The following is a 14,594-nucleotide window of genomic DNA, read 5'->3' on the forward strand; positions in this document are numbered from 1 at the left end:
CATGAGTACCGACAGCGTCTCCGACGGCGTTCCGGCCCGGGACGCCCCGGCCCGGCCGTGGGCCCTCACGCTCACCGCGATAGTCGGCGCGGAGTTCATGTTGCAGCTCGACGGCACCATCGTGAACGTCGCGCTGCCGACCCTGCAGTCCGACCTGGGACTCTCGATCACCGGAGGGTCGTGGGTGCCGAACGGTTTCCTCCTCGCCTTCGGCGGGCTCCTGCTGCTCGCGGGCCGGCTCGGTGACGTGCTCGGCCACCGCCGGGTCTTCCTCGCCGGAATCGGGCTGGTCGTCGTGGCCTCGCTGCTGGCCGGTCTCGCGCCCAACCTGGAGGTCATGCTGCTCGGCCGGGTCCTGCAGGGTGCCGGCGCGGCCATCGCCGGCCCGACCGGCCTGGCGCTGCTGGCGATCGTCTTCGAAGGGGAGCGCCGGCAGCGCGCCTTCGGCCTGTACTCCACCGTCGCCGGGCTGGGGGCCTCCGCCGGCATGGTCCTGGGCGGCGTGCTGACCTGGGCGGGGGACTGGCGCTGGAGTCTGCTGATCAACGTGCCCATCGGCCTGCTCATCATCGCCCTCTCCGTCAAGGTGCTCGGCCTGCGCGACGAGGCCACCCGGCCGCGCCCGCTCGGCCTGCTGAGCGCCCTGCTGGGCACCGTGGCCGTCACCGCCGCCGTCTACGGGCTGGTACGCGCCGCCGAGAACGGCTGGGGCGAGACCGGGGCCCTGATCTCACTGGGTGTGGCGGTCGTGATGGCGGCGGCGCTGTTGGTGTGGGACCGGCGCATCGAGGAGCCGCTTCTGCCGCTGGTGGTCTTCGCCGGCAGGCAACGGGCGGGAGCCCTCCTGTGCCTGCTGCTGCTCGCGGCGGTGCTCACCGGTTTTCTGATCTACCTGGTCCAGTACCTGCAGGGCGTGCTCGGGCTGGACGCGCTGCGGAGCGGGCTGGCCATCCTGCCCTTCGGCCTGGCGCTGCTCGTCGTCACCCAGCTGCTCACCAAGCACATCGCGGCCGTGAGCCTGCAGGTCCGCGCGGTGCTCGGCCTGGTCGTGGTACTGGCAGGGGTGGCGTGGCTGACCCGCCTCGGCGCCGACAGCACCTACCTGGCCGGTGTACTCCCGGCGCTCGTCGTCATAGGACTCGGCGTCGGCGTGGCCATCATCCCGTTCAACATGATCATTCTGACCACCGCCCCGCCCGAGTACGCGGGCGTCACCGCCGGCCTGCTGCAGACGGCACTGACCGTCGGAGGGTCGCTGGGCCTGGCGGCCCTGCTGATCCCGTTCACCGGAGGCGGCGGCATCGCGGAGAACATCTCGTCGGTGTTCGCCTGGGCCTGCGCGGCGATAGCGCTGGCCCTCGTGGTGGCGCTGCTCTTCTGGTTCGGTCCCGGGGCGCGCCGGACCGAACCGGCCCGGGGCTGAGCGGGACGTCAGCGCCGGCACCGTCCTGCGAGGGGGACGGTGCCGGTGTCTCAGCCCGCGATCGCGTAGTCGGTGTCCGCCTCGAGGATCGCGAACTGCAGCCTGCGCATCGTCCTGCGCGGATCGAGGCCGAGTTCCTCCCGTAGCGCCTGCCGGGCGGACTGGAAGACCTCCAGCGCCTCGGCCCGCCGGCCGGAGCGGTAGAGGGCCAGCATGAGGTGCTCGCGGAGATTCTCGTTCAGCGGGTACTCCTCGACCCACGCCGACAGGTCGCCGATCAGCTCCCGGTGCCTTCCGAGCCGCAGCGAGCAGCGCGCGACCGTCTCCAGGCACTCCAGCCGCACCTCCTCCGCCCACCGGGCGAAGGTGCCCACGATGAGCCCGTTGTTGATCCCCGTCAGGACCGGCCCGCGGAACAGGCCGGCGGCGGCGGCGGAGACGTCCAGCGCCCGCTCCGGATCGGTCTCCGGCACGGCCCGCCCCTCGGCGTGCAGCGCCCGAAGGAGGAACACGTCGACCGACGACTTCTCGACCTCCAGCAGGTACCCCTGCGCGTGGGTCCTGATCGTCGCGCCGTCGACCGCCGGTTGGACGAAGTTCTTACGCAGATGGGAGATGTAGACGTGCAGCGCGGCATGGGCCCGCCGGGGCGGCGCGTTTCCCCACAACTCGTCGATCAGCTCATCCGTCGAGACCGGCTGGTTCGCGCGGATCAGCAGGGCGGCCAGCAAGGTCTCCACCTTGGGCGCGTTGACCGTGTGCGTTCTCTCGTCCACCAGTTGGAGTGGCCCGAGCAGTTCGTATCTCATCTGTCTCCCGAGTGGCTTGAGCCTGGCATCAAGTGGTGATCGATCCTTTTTGCCGGCTGGCGCCATTCTTGCGATGGATGAGCCGGTTGCCATCAGCGGAAGTGCGTACGACCCCACCACCGGGTGCGTAGTCGCCGTAGTCACCGTCTCCGCCGATCACCACGACGCGCCCGGCGAACCGGCCGCCGCGGAAGCTGGCCGGTGACGGTCCGTCGGCTCGTCGCCGGGACGACGTCCGCGAATTCGGCTGGGTGTGTGCCGTCCCCTCGTACGTCCAGCCCGCTCCGCGAGGCGGCCCGGCCGGCCCATGGCGTCCCTTCAACGCTCCGCGATGCGCATGCAGCATCGTCCCTGCGGCTAAAGGAGGACTTTCTCCTTGCTCAACCCGTACGCACCGACACCGGTGTCGGTCTTCCCGGAGACGGCCCTGCGGCCCTGACGGCGCGCTCGGTCGGCGACAGGGCCGAAGGTCCCGAGGGGGAGGGACGTTCGAGGCCGCGACGCGGTCCGTACGGCACTGTGGCCGGGCTTCGGGAAACGGTGTGATGAGGACGTCACCAAGACCGCCGAACACCACGGAGCACCAGGGAAAGGGGAGCCGTCATGGCCACCACTCACGGATACGACGTTCACACCGGACCGGTAACGGGCGCCGTTCCCGCACAGGCCGTTCCCGCACAGGTCGTCCCCGCACCGGTTGTCGAGCCTTCGGCCGTCGAGCGCCGGGCCGCCAGGCGTCCGGTCGACTACGCCTGGGCGGTCGCCCGCATCGGCCTGGGCTGGGTCTTCCTGTGGGCGTTCGTGGACAAGGTCTTCGGCTGGGGGTTCGCCACTCCCGCCGAGCGGGCCTGGATCAACGGGGCCAGTCCCACCACCGGCTTCCTCAAGGGCACCGGCGAGAACGCTCTGGGCGGGGTGTTCAGCGCCCTGGCCGGACAGGGGTGGGTCGACTGGCTGTTCATGCTCGGCCTGCTGGGAGTCGGCACCGCCCTCCTGTTGGGTGCGGGCCTGCGCGTCGCCGCCGTCGCCGGCGGCCTGATGATGGTCCTGATGTGGGCCGCCGCACTGCCCCTGGAGACCAACCCCTTCATCGACGACCACCTCATCTACGCAATCGTCCTGACCGGTCTGGCCCTGACCGGCGCCGGCACCACCTGGGGCATCGGCACCTGGTGGGCCACCACCCCCCTGGTGCGCCGCCACCCCATCCTCCGATGACCACCCCGTCCGCGGACAACACGAGGCCCGCTCCCCGCAGGGGGGAGCGGGTCTTTTCGCGCGGGCCGGGAAGAGCGGTACGGCCTCGCGGTCACCGTGAGGCCGTACCCGGAAACGTTCAGGCCCGTCGGAGTGGTGCGGCCCGGTCGCGGACGGTCATCTTCGGGATCTCCGTCACGCGCCCGGCGCGCCGGAGCCGGAAGGCGGCGGGCGCCCGGGGACCTGAGGATCCGCTCGCGGCGGGGGCGGGCATGGATGGTGCGCACGGCTGTCCGGCCGGGCCGACAGCCGTGCGCCGTCAGTCCCGGTTGACGGTCTCCTTGAGGAAGACGATGCCGTCGATCATGTCGAGGTGGGCCGGGTCCAGCGGGAAATAGGCGTGGTCCCGCGAGATGCGCGGGCTCGGCTGTGCGACGGCTTCGGCCAGGTGGCGGGCGTCGACGAGGGAGTGGTCCCAGGGGAGTGCGGACAGGATGCCCTCCACGGTGTCCGGGGGCGGGACGTCGTCGCCGACCGTGCCGAGGGCCGAGGCCAGGAAGGCGTACCGCTCGCCCAGGTGCGCCTCGGTGATCGCCCCCGCGCTCCACCACTCCAGCCGCTGGTCACCGAACGGCATGAGGCTCTTGTTCCGCTGCAGGTGGATGTTGTGGGCGAAGACCAGGGCCGGGCCGCGCTCCGCGACGGCACGCAGGTTGCCGGCCATCATCGCGTCCCGCAGGGCCGACAGCCGGGCCCACCGTGCCGGGGACGCGTCGGCCATCCAGTAGTGGTAGCGGAGCAGGCCGGTGGCGGTGCGCCCGTACAGTGCCGCCAGCTCCCTGTCCTCCGCGCTCAGCCGCGGCGCCTGCGTGTCGAGCAGTGCCACCAGGTCGTCGGCGATCAGCCGCAGCCGCTGGGCGTCGGCGGACCGGCCGATCGACTGGGACGGATCCATGGCCGTGGCCTCGTTCGCCCACCGGTCGTCCGGGCCCAGCAGCGTGTCGAGGGTCTCCTCGGTGCAGGGGAGCAGGCCGTCGAGGAGGGCGTAGAGGGCGGTGAGCGCCTGGCGCGGGCTCTCCGCCCAATACTCCAGGGGGCCGTCGAACCCGAAGAACCGGAGCTTTTCCTCATGCTCCTCGTTGTACGTCCGCATCCAGTGCACGAGGTCGCGGTTGGCCGGGAACGCGCCGAAGTTGTGGCTGAAGCCGCGTTCCATGACGTCGTCGAGCGTGCCCGTGCCTGTCGTGACGTAGTCGTCCACGACCAGGCCCATGAGACAGTCGCTCTCGATCGCGAACGACCGGTAGCCCTCGTGCTCGACGAGGTGCCGGAAGATCTCGTTGCGCACCTCGCCCAGCTCCCCCACGAAGTGCCTGGCCTCGCCCAGGCCGAGCAGCAGGGGGCGGGCGGGCAGCGATCGGAGGAAGGCCGAGACGCCCGCGCCGTCGAGTGGCCGGGCTGTGTCCTTGATGTCCATGCCCTCAACGGTATCGTTGAACTTTCGGTGTAAACTTTGGCGAGAAAACGCCTGCTTCCACCGCGACGGACCCTCAATCGGCGATGTATCCGTGAGGTCGGCGGACCCTGATCCGAATGTAAGCGAGGCCGCGGGGCCGGTGGTGGCGCTCCTGAGAAAGGCGTCCAATCCGGCAGGGTGGGCACGGGTCAGAAGGTCGTGGCCGTCACGGGGTCGCCACCGATGCCTGCGGCAGTGCTCGTCTCGGATGAACGACGAACGATGAACGCCGAGCGGGTGACATGCCGTCTTCCGGCGCTCGTATCGTCATCATCATGGAGCCAGGCGAGGGGCGGACCCCCACTGTTTCGCATCGAGCCTGTGCCGCCCTCGACCAAGGAGGACTCATGACACGTACGCGCAGACGCTGGCGCGACCTTTCCGGCCGGCAGCAGGCGGCGATTTTGACGCTGGCCTCCGTGGAGCTGTTGCTCACCGCCACGGCGGCCACCGACCTGTGGTCCAGGCCCGCCGGGCAGGTCCGGGGCCATAAGGCGCTGTGGTGGCCGTCGCTGCTCATCCAGCCCTTCGGCCCGATCGCCTACCTCACGCTGGGCCGCGTTCCCCCCGCTCCCAGGTGAGTTCGTCGATCACGTCGACGACTCCGTTGACCTGCCAGGTCGTCCGCAGCGCGGTCCGCGTGTCTTCGCGCAGGGTCATCACGTCGTTGACGGCGACATGGTGCATCTCCGCCTCAGCGGAATCGAAGGTGCCGGACGGGAGGGAACGGCCTGGGGTGGGTGATCATTCGAGCGGCCCTCCCGGTGCGGATCACGGGTTGTGCCGGATGCGGCGGCCGGTGATCTCGGCAGGTGTGATCTTGACGTAGAGCTCGCGGTCGCCACCGGCCCAGGGCTGGATGCTCAAGGCCGTCACGGCGGCCTGCTCCTCGGCGGTGGAGACGTGGTGGACGCCGCCGCGGAGCAGGACGCTCCAGCCCTCACGGTTGGCGTCGTCGATCCGATCGACCTCGAAGGCGACCTTGAACTCGACCCCCTTCAGGCCGGTGTTCAGGTTCGCGTCGAACGGGCCGCCGAAGGCGGTGCGGAAGATCACGCAGCCCTCGTGGAGGATGTAGTTGACCGGCAGGATCGTCGGGCCGTCGAGGTCGTCGAAGGCCAGCCGGCCGACCCCGCCGGGTGAGATGAGCCGCAGGCACTCCTTCGCCTCCAGGCTCTCCAACTCGGGGTGAGGGGCGGCCCGGCCCTGCCCCGGTGGTTGGTCGACGGTCGCGCCGAGGAGTTCGGCGGTGCTGGTGTCCAGGGCGGAGGCCAGGCGCTCTATGGTCTCGATGGCGGGTGCGGCCGCCCTCTGCTCCACGTAGGCGAGGTAGGAGGTGTTGATTCCCGCGCGGTTCGCCAGCTCTTCCCGGCCCAGGCCGAGGCTTTCGCGTCGTCTGGTGATCCGGCGGCCGAGGTCGCCGGGAGCGGCGAGACGTTCAGCCATGGGACTCTCCCTTCAAGGTGGACATCCAAGGTGGACATCGTTCGGCGGAGGCCGGTTTCGTGTCGCCGCGGTGTTCTCGGATCTCTGCGCGGGCGGCGGGGCCGCGGGTGGCCTCCGGGGATGTCTTTCACCGGAGACGCTATGGCGGGGTGAGGGGGAGGGAACAGGGCCGAAGGTCCCTGGTGGACGGGCCTTTGGGGCGCTGCGGAAAACGCCGCCGACCGGTCGAATGGGGGGAGGGAGAACCCAGGGAGGTTGACATGGCAGCGCATGTGGTGGTGGGCGTGGACGGCTCGTCTCCGGCGGACGGTGCGGTCGAATGGGCCGCCGATGACGCGGTCCGGCGTGGTTGCGCTTTGAAGATCGTTCACGTGTGTGAGCCGTGGCCCGGTGACATTCCGCTTCAGACCCCGCCGGGTTTTCGCGACTCCGTCACCGAGTACGGCCAGGGGGTGCTGGAACACGCGGCCACGCTGGCGCGTGAGCGTGCTCCGTACCTGGAGGTGGACACCCTGCTGGAGGCGGGCGGGGTGACCGGGGTCCTGCGGCGGGAGGCCGAGGAGGCGGAACAGGTCGTGCTGGGCAGTCGTGGGCTGGGGGGATTCGCCGGGTTGCTGCTCGGGTCGGTCTCTCTGGCTCTGGCCGGGCACGTGGACACCCCGGTCGTGGTCGTCAGGGGTATGCCGGAGCGGACCCGTGGCCGGATCGTCGTGGGGTTCGACGGCTCCGATCATTCGGCGGTGGCACTGGAGTACGCCTTCGAGGAGGCCGCCCGGCGCGGCGCCGGGCTGCGGGCGATCCACACCTGGCAGATGCCCGTCGTGGGACCGGGTGCCCTCGTCTACACGCCGCTGGTCGAGGACCTCCTCGCCGCCGAACGGCAGGTCTGCACGGACGCGCTCACCCCGTGGCGGGAGAAGTATCCGCAGGTCGAGGTCGAGCGGACGCTGGTCTGCGGGCATCCGGTCGGTGTCATCTGTGAGGCCTCGGCCGCCGCGGACCTGGTCGTCGTCGGCTCCAGGGGGCTGGGCAGGTTCGGCTCGGCGGTGCTGGGCTCGGTCAGTCACGGAGTCCTGCACCACGCCCGCTGTCCCGTCGCCGTGGTCCGGGCCTGACCGCCCGCCCGCCACCGCTCGCACACCACACCGGGCGCGCCTTTGCCGGAGCTGTCGCCGCGATCGCCCGTGCGTCGGCCGGGGTGCCATCTCGCCGCGGAACAGACCATAAGTCCTTTCGATCGGGGGACTTTCGCCGCTGACGCCCTCCGGACCGCTTTGCGATCGTTGTGGTGAGGAGGTTCGTCATGAAGGTCAGGGAAGTCATGGGGGGCGCGTCGATCGCGGTGCGGCCGGAGGCGACGTTCACCGAGATGGTCGACGCCATGCGGCGCTTCAAGGTCGGCGCGCTCACCGTCATCGACGCCGACGATCGCCCTGTCGGTGTGGTCGCCGACGATGATCTCCTGCTCAAGGAGACCGATTCCGGCGCGTACACCGGTGGCGTCTTCGACAGTCACAAGAGACGTCAGGAGCATCGCAAAGCCGCGGGCGGCACGGCCAGGCAGATCATGACCATCCCCGCGATCGTCGTCACGAGGGACACCGCCGTCCGGGACGCGGCGCGGCTGATGCACCGGCATCGGATCAAGCAGCTGCCGGTGATCGACGCGGTCACCGGGCGCATCGTCGGCACCGTTCACCTGAGCGATCTGCTCAGGGTCTTCAGCCGCCCGGCCGGGGAGATCGAACGAGAGGTCGCCGCGGTCTGTGATCGGCTCGGCGTCAACCCGGAGACGATGACCGTCGGCGTCGAGGCGGGGGTGGTCGCGCTGAGGGGTCGGATCGCCTTCCGGTCGCAGATCGTCCGTCTGGTCGCGGCGGTCCGCGAGATCGATGGTGTCCTCGACGTCGAGAACGCCCTCACCTGCCGATCCGATGACCTGGCTCCCATTCCGCCGTTCCTGTGACAGGGGTGAAAGTCATGAACGCCCGCACAACCGAGGAGATCACCTCAGTGGTCCGCAGGGCGGTCCGGGCCGCCACGTGGGCGCCGTCGGTGCACAACACCCAGCCGTGGTCCTTCGGCGTCGACGGCGATGAGATCGCGCTGCGTGCCGACAGCGACAGGAAGCTGCGACTCTGTGACCCCGCCGGCCGGGAGTTGCTGATCAGCTGCGGCGCGGCCCTGATGAACGTGCGGCTCGCGCTGCGCGCGCTCGGTTACGAGCCGCGGGTGCGCGTACTGCCCGATCCCGACCGCCCGGCCCTGCTGGCCACGGTGCGGCCGGGGGCGGCGGTGGCCGCCGACGTGAACGCCCGGCTGCTGTACGCCGAGATCGAGCGTCGCCGCACCCACCGGGCCGGTTTCACGCGGTTGCCCGTTCCGGAACCTCTTCTTGAGGCGCTGGTGGCCGAGGCGGGTGGCGAGGGGGCGCGGTTGACGCCGGTTCGTTCCGAGGCGGCCGTCCGGGTGCTCGCCGCGATCACCTGCGCGGCCCAGGACGTGCAGTCCCAGGACCGGCTGCTGTCGCTGGAGCTGATCCGCTGGGGGCGGCCGCCGGGAAGCCCCCGCGGGGACGGGGTTCCGGCCGAAGGCTATCCGCGCGCACCCCGGCGGACCCACCCGCACTTCGCCCAGCGCGACTACACCCATGGCCATCCCTGGGGTAGCGACGCCGACCAGTTTTTCTCCGTCTCCACCGGTGTCGTGGCGGTTTTGACCACGAAGGGCGACTCCCGCCAGGACTGGATCACGGCCGGGCAGGCACTGCAGCGTGTTCTGCTGCGCGCCTCCGTCCACGGTCTCAGCGCGGCCTTCCACACCCAGGCCCTGGAGATGTTCCATCTGCGGGAGTTCCTGCGGCAGGAGTTGTGCTCGCAGGAGTACCCCCAGATGATCATGCGTCTGGGGATCACCTTCGACGCCGGCAGGGGAATTCGGCGGCCGGTCACCGAGGTGCTGGAAGAACGCTGACCGAACGGGCGGTGGGGCCAAGCGCCTGGAAGGCCTCCGGAGGCGGTGCGGCTGGTTTGCCCGTGCGCCGGTGGTGCTCGCGCCGCTCCCGCACGTGTTCGGAGGTCGCCGGGCTGAAGCCGGACGTGTTCGGAGGTCGCCGGGCCGAAGCCGGACGGCGGGCTCCGGTTTTCCCCGGACGGTGACCGGGGCCTCACCGCGTCCCGCTGCCGGGAGGGTGACCGGGCAGGGCGACATCTCCGCGGGGCCCTGCGGGTGAGGCCGGTGCCGGGTGACCGTCCGCGGGGGAGGGACGGCCGCCGTTCCCCGGCGGCGGCGTTGGAGAAGGCGCATCATGACAAAGCGTGATACACAAAGCGCGTTGTATGAGATCCGAACCGGGCCGGTCCGGGGCCGATCGGTGCGGCGGCCGCCATGACCGGCCGCGCCGGTGCGGCGTTCCCCGGCGAGGTGCCGGTCGGCCGCCTCTCCCGGACCTCGAGGACACCGGGCGGAGCAACCCATCCGAAGGAAGAGCATGAACGCACATTCCGAGGCGGGCAGCCGTCTCACCGCCCTGGGCACACAGTTGCTCGAAGTGCACATCTGGCTTCGCGAGATGCTGGAAGACCTCCAGGACAGCGTCGATGACTACTTCGACGGCAGGGGGCTTCCGCCGCGGGACCTGCGTGCCCACTGCCTTTCCTTCTGCACGGCGTTGACGCGTCACCACACCGGCGAGGACAGGGGCGCGTTCCCGGCGATCGCCGAGGAGTTCCCCGAGTTGCGCAAGGTGCTCTCCGACCTGCGCGCCGACCACAACCAGCTGGACTGGTTGCTGGGGAACCTGGGGAAACTGCTCGAGTCCCTCCCGGAGAAACCGGATCCGGCCACGGCCTCCAAGGTGCGTGAGGAGGTGGGGGCGCTGTCGGCGATCATGCAGACGCACTTCATCTACGAGGAGAAGAAGCTGATCTCCGTGCTCAACTCGATGGACGTGCCCGAATGGCGCGAGAACCGGCCCGACTTCCTGCTGATCGACGACGAGGACGGGGCGTGAGCCTCTTTCCGGTGAGGTTCTCCAGGGGCCGCGCACCGCGTCATCGGCCTGGCCGGCCGGATCTGCTCAGGCCTGCGGTTTGCGCCAGGTGATGCTGTAGCGCAACAGCAGGTGGCGGCGGTACCGGGAGCCCGGCAGGATCTCGGCGGCCAGCGCTCGCATCTGCGGGTAGGTCACCGGCGGCGGCCACACTATGGGAGACGGGTGCTCCCAGTGGCCCTTCACGGCGCGATGGAGGATACCGGCGGCGACGCCGGCCAGGTCGCGCGGCAGGTCGTTGGGCATGGTGCTGCGAGCGAGGCCGATGACGGCCAGGACGCCGCCGGGGCGCAGCAGGTCGCGCATGCGGGCCAGTCCGGTGGCGGCGTCCATGTGGTGCAGGGTGGCCACGGATGCGACGACGTCGAACGAGGCGGGCTCGAAGGGGTGGGCGAGGAAGTCGCCGAGGATGTAGCCGACGTCGTCCGGGTGCTCGCGGGCCTGGTCGATACTGGGCGCGTCAAGATCGATGCCGGTGACGTGCGGCACGGCCCGCCGCAGTTCACGGGTGAGCATGCCCTCGCCGCAGCCGACGTCGAGGGCATGCTGGGCGCCATCGGGGACCGCCCGGAGAACGCGGGGGTGGTAATGGATGTTGTGGTTCCATCGACTGCCGTTCTTCACCGTCATGTGATCATTCTGCCGAACACCCGGGTCGCGGGCGGCCTGAACGTGGTGGGCGAGGACCGCACGTACCCCTGGGCAGGGCAACGGTCGTATGGATCCGAACGGTGCGTCGCCATCGCGATCTGGGCGGGCGCCGGTGCGAGGAGCGGCTACGCCGTCGGGAGGCCGACCGCGTTGGACGCGTCGGCCTCGAAGTATTCCGTGGTGGCGAAGGGGCCGGCGTGATCCTCGAAGAAGCTCCTGACGCCGTCGATCGAGTCGTGGACGATGACGTTCACCGCCTTGGTCCCGTCGGTGCTCGCCACCGCCAGCGTCCACTTGGCACCCTTGGGAAGCCGGCCGTACGCCTTCTTCAGGGAATCCCAGAAACCGTCTTTGTCGGAAATCGTGGAAACAGTCATGACGTGCATCGTGGCACTCTCCTCGTTGACTCTCGGATTCACTCGGCAATTGATGTGAAGATACTGTGCGGCACCATTCTTGAAGTCGTAGATCGCGACGGTCTGAGGGTCCTCGAGCGGATCGTCCGAAGGCATCAAGAAGTGGGTCTCGCTGATCGGGGACAGCTCGTAGTCGAGCTGTTCTGGTTTGTTGAGGAGTTGTGCCTCCATGCGGTTCAGGGTGAATTTGAGGTGGAGTTTTCCGCGTTCGGCCGCCACCTGGTAGCGGGTGCCGGGGCGCTCGTAGGAGCCTTCGTACCTGGACAGATCGAGGGCGAGGGTCGGGTCGGGCTCCGGCAGGTCGGGGATCGTGACCGCGCCGAGGTCGGCCAGGATTTCGTTGAACACCTTCCGGTAGAAGCTGTCGCGCGGCCCGGCGTTCGCCAGCATCGAGACGGCGATGTTCGATTCCGGCAGGATCCGCAGGCGGGCGCTCTGGCTGACCGCACTGCCGTCGTGGGCGTAGACGGTTTGGCCGTGCCAGTCGCACACGATGAGGCCGAGTGCCCATTCCGGCCCGAACATGTACGGGTCAGGTACGGGGACCCGCGACTCCGTCATCTCGCGGATGATGCCGGGTGAGACGATTCTGGTCCCGTTCGGCGCCTTTCCTTCGTTGAGGAAGACGTACGCCATCGTGAGCAGTTCCCGGGCTGTCGTGTTGACGTTGCCTCCGGGGCCGAAGGAGCGCGGCAGGTGATCCAGCGGTGAGAGGACGGGGCCCTCTTCGAGGGATCGGATCAGGTATCCGGTCGCGGCCCGGTGCCGGTCCGCGTGCTCACGACGGCTGCTCGTCGAGGTCAGTCCCAAGGGGTCGAACAGGCGATCCTTCATGATGTCGTCCCACCGTTTGCCGTCGCTCACCTCCATGACGCGGGCGAGGATCGCGTAGCCCAGGGCCGCGCTGTAGCCGTGGGTGTGGCCCAAGGGGTGGACCTGACCCGCGCCGGCGATGTTCTCCACCATGCGCTTGTACACGTCGTCGTCCTCGCCCGGATCTCCGTAGTTCTCCTCGATGCCGTTGGTGTGGTTGAGGAGATGGCGGGGTGTGACCTTGGCGCTGACGTCGGGGTCGGCGACCCGGAAATCAGGAAGGTAGGTCCGCACCGGCTCGTCCAGGGCGACTTTCCCCTCGTCGACGAGCTGCATGAAGGCGAGGGCGGTCCATGTCTTGGACACGGAGCCGCACTGGTAGACGGTGTCGGTCGTCGCGGGCTCCCGCGTGGAGATGTTCTTGACACCGACCGCGAAGTCGGTGATCTTCCCGTCGCTGAGGACGCCGATCGTGGCACTCGGAATCCGGTACTCCGCGAGCAGCTCGGAGACGCGAGCTCGAATCCGGGTCACATCCAACGCTCTTGCCATAAGGGGTTCCTCGTTCTGTCCGATTCTTTCCAAGCAGGAAAAGGCTACGTTGCATTTCAATTATCGTCAACGATATACCTCCAATAATGCGCTTCGAACCTGGGCTTTCATGCCAATCGTTGCAACAGCATTGTTGATAAATGCAATCCGCGCCAACCGGCCGTTGCAATGTATTGTTGGTGAACGCACCCGTGAACCCGAACCGACAGGGGGTGAGCCGATGCCCGGAGGCAGGCTGAGCCACGAGGATCGCCGCCAGATCGCGATCTGGCTGGCCGAAGGGCTGGGATACGCCGAGATCGCCAGGCGGCTGGGCAGACCCACATCCACGATCAGCCGCGAGGTGGCGCGCAACAGCGCGCCCGGCGGCTACCTGGCCGACCGCGCCCAGCAGGCCGCCGGGCGGCGCGCCCGCCGCCGCGGACCGGTTCAGGCCGCGGAGCCACCGGCCGACGGGCGGCCGACCGAGTCCGTGCGCGGGTTCGTGGAACAGTTCGCGACGCTGCTGGTCGGGACCGGCCTTCCCCGGATGCCCGCTCGCGTGTTCGTCTGCCTGCTCACCTCCGACTCCGGGGGCCTGACGTCCGCCGAGCTCGTACGCCGGCTACGGGTCAGCCCGGCGTCGGTGTCCAAGGCCATCGGCTACCTCGAGGCGATCGAGCTGGTCAGGCGCACCCAGGATTCCGGCCGCCGCGAGCGGTACGTCGTCGTCGACGACGTCTGGCTCCGGGCGTTCAAAGCCGACACCGGGGCACACTCCGAGGTCGCGGCGGCCGCGCGGCACGGGATCGAGATCTTCGGCGCCGGCACGCCCACCGGCACCCGGCTGGGCCGAATGGCTCAGTTCTTCACCTGGATCAGCGAGCAGATGAACGGCAGCGGCCTCACCGACGCCGTCGTGCACGACGCGCTGACAGTGCTGGCCGCGCTGGTGCACGCCGCCCGGCCACTCACCGTGGACGAACTCGCCACGGCACTGGACTGGCCCGTCAGGCGGGCGGCCGACGCCCTGGACGCGATCAGCCGTCGTCCGATCCTCGCTGACCCGCTCACCGTGGAGCAGGTCGGGCGCGGCGCGTACGCCATCACCCCGAGGTCTGACCGCCTGAGCTCCGCGCAACGCGATGCGCTGATCGTCAGTCCGTGCTCGCCCTGAGCTCGTCGGCTGACGTCGGAGCCCCGCGAATGTGCGCGACCACAATCGGCGGGATGTCCGCGATCTTCGGAAAGCACCCCGGTCGTCGGTCGGACTTCGGCCACACCGCCGGCGCCGGCAGATGATGCTCACCCTGAGTGCGGCGCCGTGCCCGCTCCACCTCCGCCCCGGCCGACGTGAACGACACCACCCGCCCCAACCGCGGATACGCGGAGGCGTGGGTCAGGACGGTTCCGCCATCAGCAGGTCCAGAAGGCCGGGAAAGCGGGCGTCGAGGTCCTCCCGGCGCAACCTGATGAACAGTTTGCGCCCCTCCGGCCGCTGGCAGATGACCCCGGCCTCCCGCAGGGCCCGCCAGTGATTCGTCAACGTCGACTTCGGCACGTCCGGCACGATCGCGCCGCAGAACCGCTCCTCGCCCGAGGACAGGGCCCGCACGATCTGGGCGCGCACCGGATGGCCCAGCGCGGCGAGCACCTCGACGAGCTGGATCTGGTCACGTGACGGATGCAGCATGAGCCCATTGTACGGAATCTTCGAACAGTAATTTGACGGGTGGCCGAC

At 69.6% G+C, this 14,594-nt stretch carries 15 protein-coding genes; 8 read left to right on the forward strand and 7 right to left on the reverse strand.

All coding sequences use genetic code 11. From position 1 onward, the window contains the following. The first annotated feature begins 1 nt into the window (after position 1). Positions 2 to 1,423, forward strand: a complete 1,422-nt coding sequence (locus OG587_RS28970; RefSeq protein ID WP_329080685.1) for an MFS transporter — start codon at positions 2 to 4, stop codon at positions 1,421 to 1,423. Between the two features lie 50 nt (positions 1,424 to 1,473). Here the strand turns inward: OG587_RS28970 and OG587_RS28975 are convergent, their stop codons facing one another. Continuing rightward, a complete protein-coding gene (locus OG587_RS28975) occupies positions 1,474 to 2,232 on the reverse strand; it encodes an AfsR/SARP family transcriptional regulator (RefSeq protein ID WP_329080687.1) in 759 nt (252 codons plus the stop codon). Between the two features lie 603 nt (positions 2,233 to 2,835). On the opposite strand from OG587_RS28975, the gene OG587_RS28980 reads away from it, so the two are divergent. Then, positions 2,836 to 3,450, forward strand: coding sequence for a DoxX family protein (locus OG587_RS28980; RefSeq protein WP_329080688.1), 615 nt, complete (start codon positions 2,836 to 2,838; stop codon positions 3,448 to 3,450). Between the two features lie 298 nt (positions 3,451 to 3,748). Here OG587_RS28980 and OG587_RS28985 read toward each other — a convergent pair whose 3' ends face one another. Then, positions 3,749 to 4,906 carry an erythromycin esterase family protein gene (locus OG587_RS28985; protein ID WP_329080690.1) on the reverse strand — a complete coding sequence of 386 codons (1,158 nt, stop codon included), beginning with the start codon at positions 4,904 to 4,906 and terminating at the stop codon, positions 3,749 to 3,751. Positions 4,907 to 5,292: 386 nt separating this feature from the next. On the opposite strand from OG587_RS28985, the gene OG587_RS28990 reads away from it, so the two are divergent. Further along, entirely contained in the window at positions 5,293 to 5,526 is a 234-nt protein-coding gene (locus OG587_RS28990; RefSeq protein WP_329080692.1) for a hypothetical protein, read from the forward strand. Here OG587_RS28990 and OG587_RS28995 read toward each other — a convergent pair. Together OG587_RS28995 and OG587_RS29000 are read right to left on the reverse strand one after the other, a co-directional pair. Further along, positions 5,492 to 5,632: a hypothetical protein gene (locus OG587_RS28995; RefSeq protein ID WP_329080694.1), complete on the reverse strand. Its 141-nt coding sequence runs from the start codon at positions 5,630 to 5,632 to the stop codon at positions 5,492 to 5,494. The genes OG587_RS28990 and OG587_RS28995 overlap by 35 nt on opposite strands. 84 nt (positions 5,633 to 5,716) lie before the next feature. Beyond that, positions 5,717 to 6,391, reverse strand: coding sequence for a pyridoxamine 5'-phosphate oxidase family protein (locus tag OG587_RS29000; protein ID WP_329080696.1), 675 nt, complete (start codon positions 6,389 to 6,391; stop codon positions 5,717 to 5,719). Between the two features lie 260 nt (positions 6,392 to 6,651). Here OG587_RS29000 and OG587_RS29005 point away from each other — a divergent pair, with 260 nt between their 5' ends. From OG587_RS29005 to OG587_RS29020, 4 genes are all read left to right on the forward strand, one after another. Beyond that, positions 6,652 to 7,506: a universal stress protein gene (locus OG587_RS29005; protein ID WP_329080698.1), complete on the forward strand. Its 855-nt coding sequence runs from the start codon at positions 6,652 to 6,654 to the stop codon at positions 7,504 to 7,506. 188 nt (positions 7,507 to 7,694) lie between these two features. Then, positions 7,695 to 8,357: a CBS domain-containing protein gene (locus OG587_RS29010; protein ID WP_329080700.1), complete on the forward strand. Its 663-nt coding sequence runs from the start codon at positions 7,695 to 7,697 to the stop codon at positions 8,355 to 8,357. 14 nt (positions 8,358 to 8,371) lie between these two features. After that, on the forward strand, positions 8,372 to 9,364 hold the full coding sequence (locus tag OG587_RS29015) for an Acg family FMN-binding oxidoreductase (RefSeq protein ID WP_329080702.1): 993 nt from the start codon (positions 8,372 to 8,374) through the stop codon (positions 9,362 to 9,364). Positions 9,365 to 9,881: 517 nt separating this feature from the next. After that, entirely contained in the window at positions 9,882 to 10,403 is a 522-nt protein-coding gene (locus OG587_RS29020) for a hemerythrin domain-containing protein (protein WP_329080704.1), read from the forward strand. 66 nt (positions 10,404 to 10,469) lie between these two features. Here OG587_RS29020 and OG587_RS29025 read toward each other — a convergent pair whose 3' ends face one another. Then, positions 10,470 to 11,072 carry a class I SAM-dependent methyltransferase gene (locus OG587_RS29025; protein WP_329080706.1) on the reverse strand — a complete coding sequence of 201 codons (603 nt, stop codon included), beginning with the start codon at positions 11,070 to 11,072 and terminating at the stop codon, positions 10,470 to 10,472. Between the two features lie 146 nt (positions 11,073 to 11,218). Then, positions 11,219 to 12,874, reverse strand: coding sequence for a serine hydrolase (locus OG587_RS29030; protein ID WP_329080708.1), 1,656 nt, complete (start codon positions 12,872 to 12,874; stop codon positions 11,219 to 11,221). A gap of 220 nt (positions 12,875 to 13,094) precedes the next feature. Between OG587_RS29030 and OG587_RS29035 the strand changes: the two genes are divergently transcribed. Further along, on the forward strand, positions 13,095 to 14,030 hold the full coding sequence (locus OG587_RS29035; protein ID WP_329080709.1) for a GbsR/MarR family transcriptional regulator: 936 nt from the start codon (positions 13,095 to 13,097) through the stop codon (positions 14,028 to 14,030). A 222-nt stretch (positions 14,031 to 14,252) separates the two neighbouring features. Here OG587_RS29035 and OG587_RS29040 read toward each other — a convergent pair whose 3' ends face one another. Then, positions 14,253 to 14,546, reverse strand: coding sequence for an ArsR/SmtB family transcription factor (locus tag OG587_RS29040; protein ID WP_329080712.1), 294 nt, complete (start codon positions 14,544 to 14,546; stop codon positions 14,253 to 14,255). Positions 14,547 to 14,594 lie beyond the last annotated feature (48 nt).

Source organism: Streptosporangium sp. NBC_01469, assembly GCF_036227305.1.
Lineage (GTDB): Bacteria > Actinomycetota > Actinomycetes > Streptosporangiales > Streptosporangiaceae > Streptosporangium.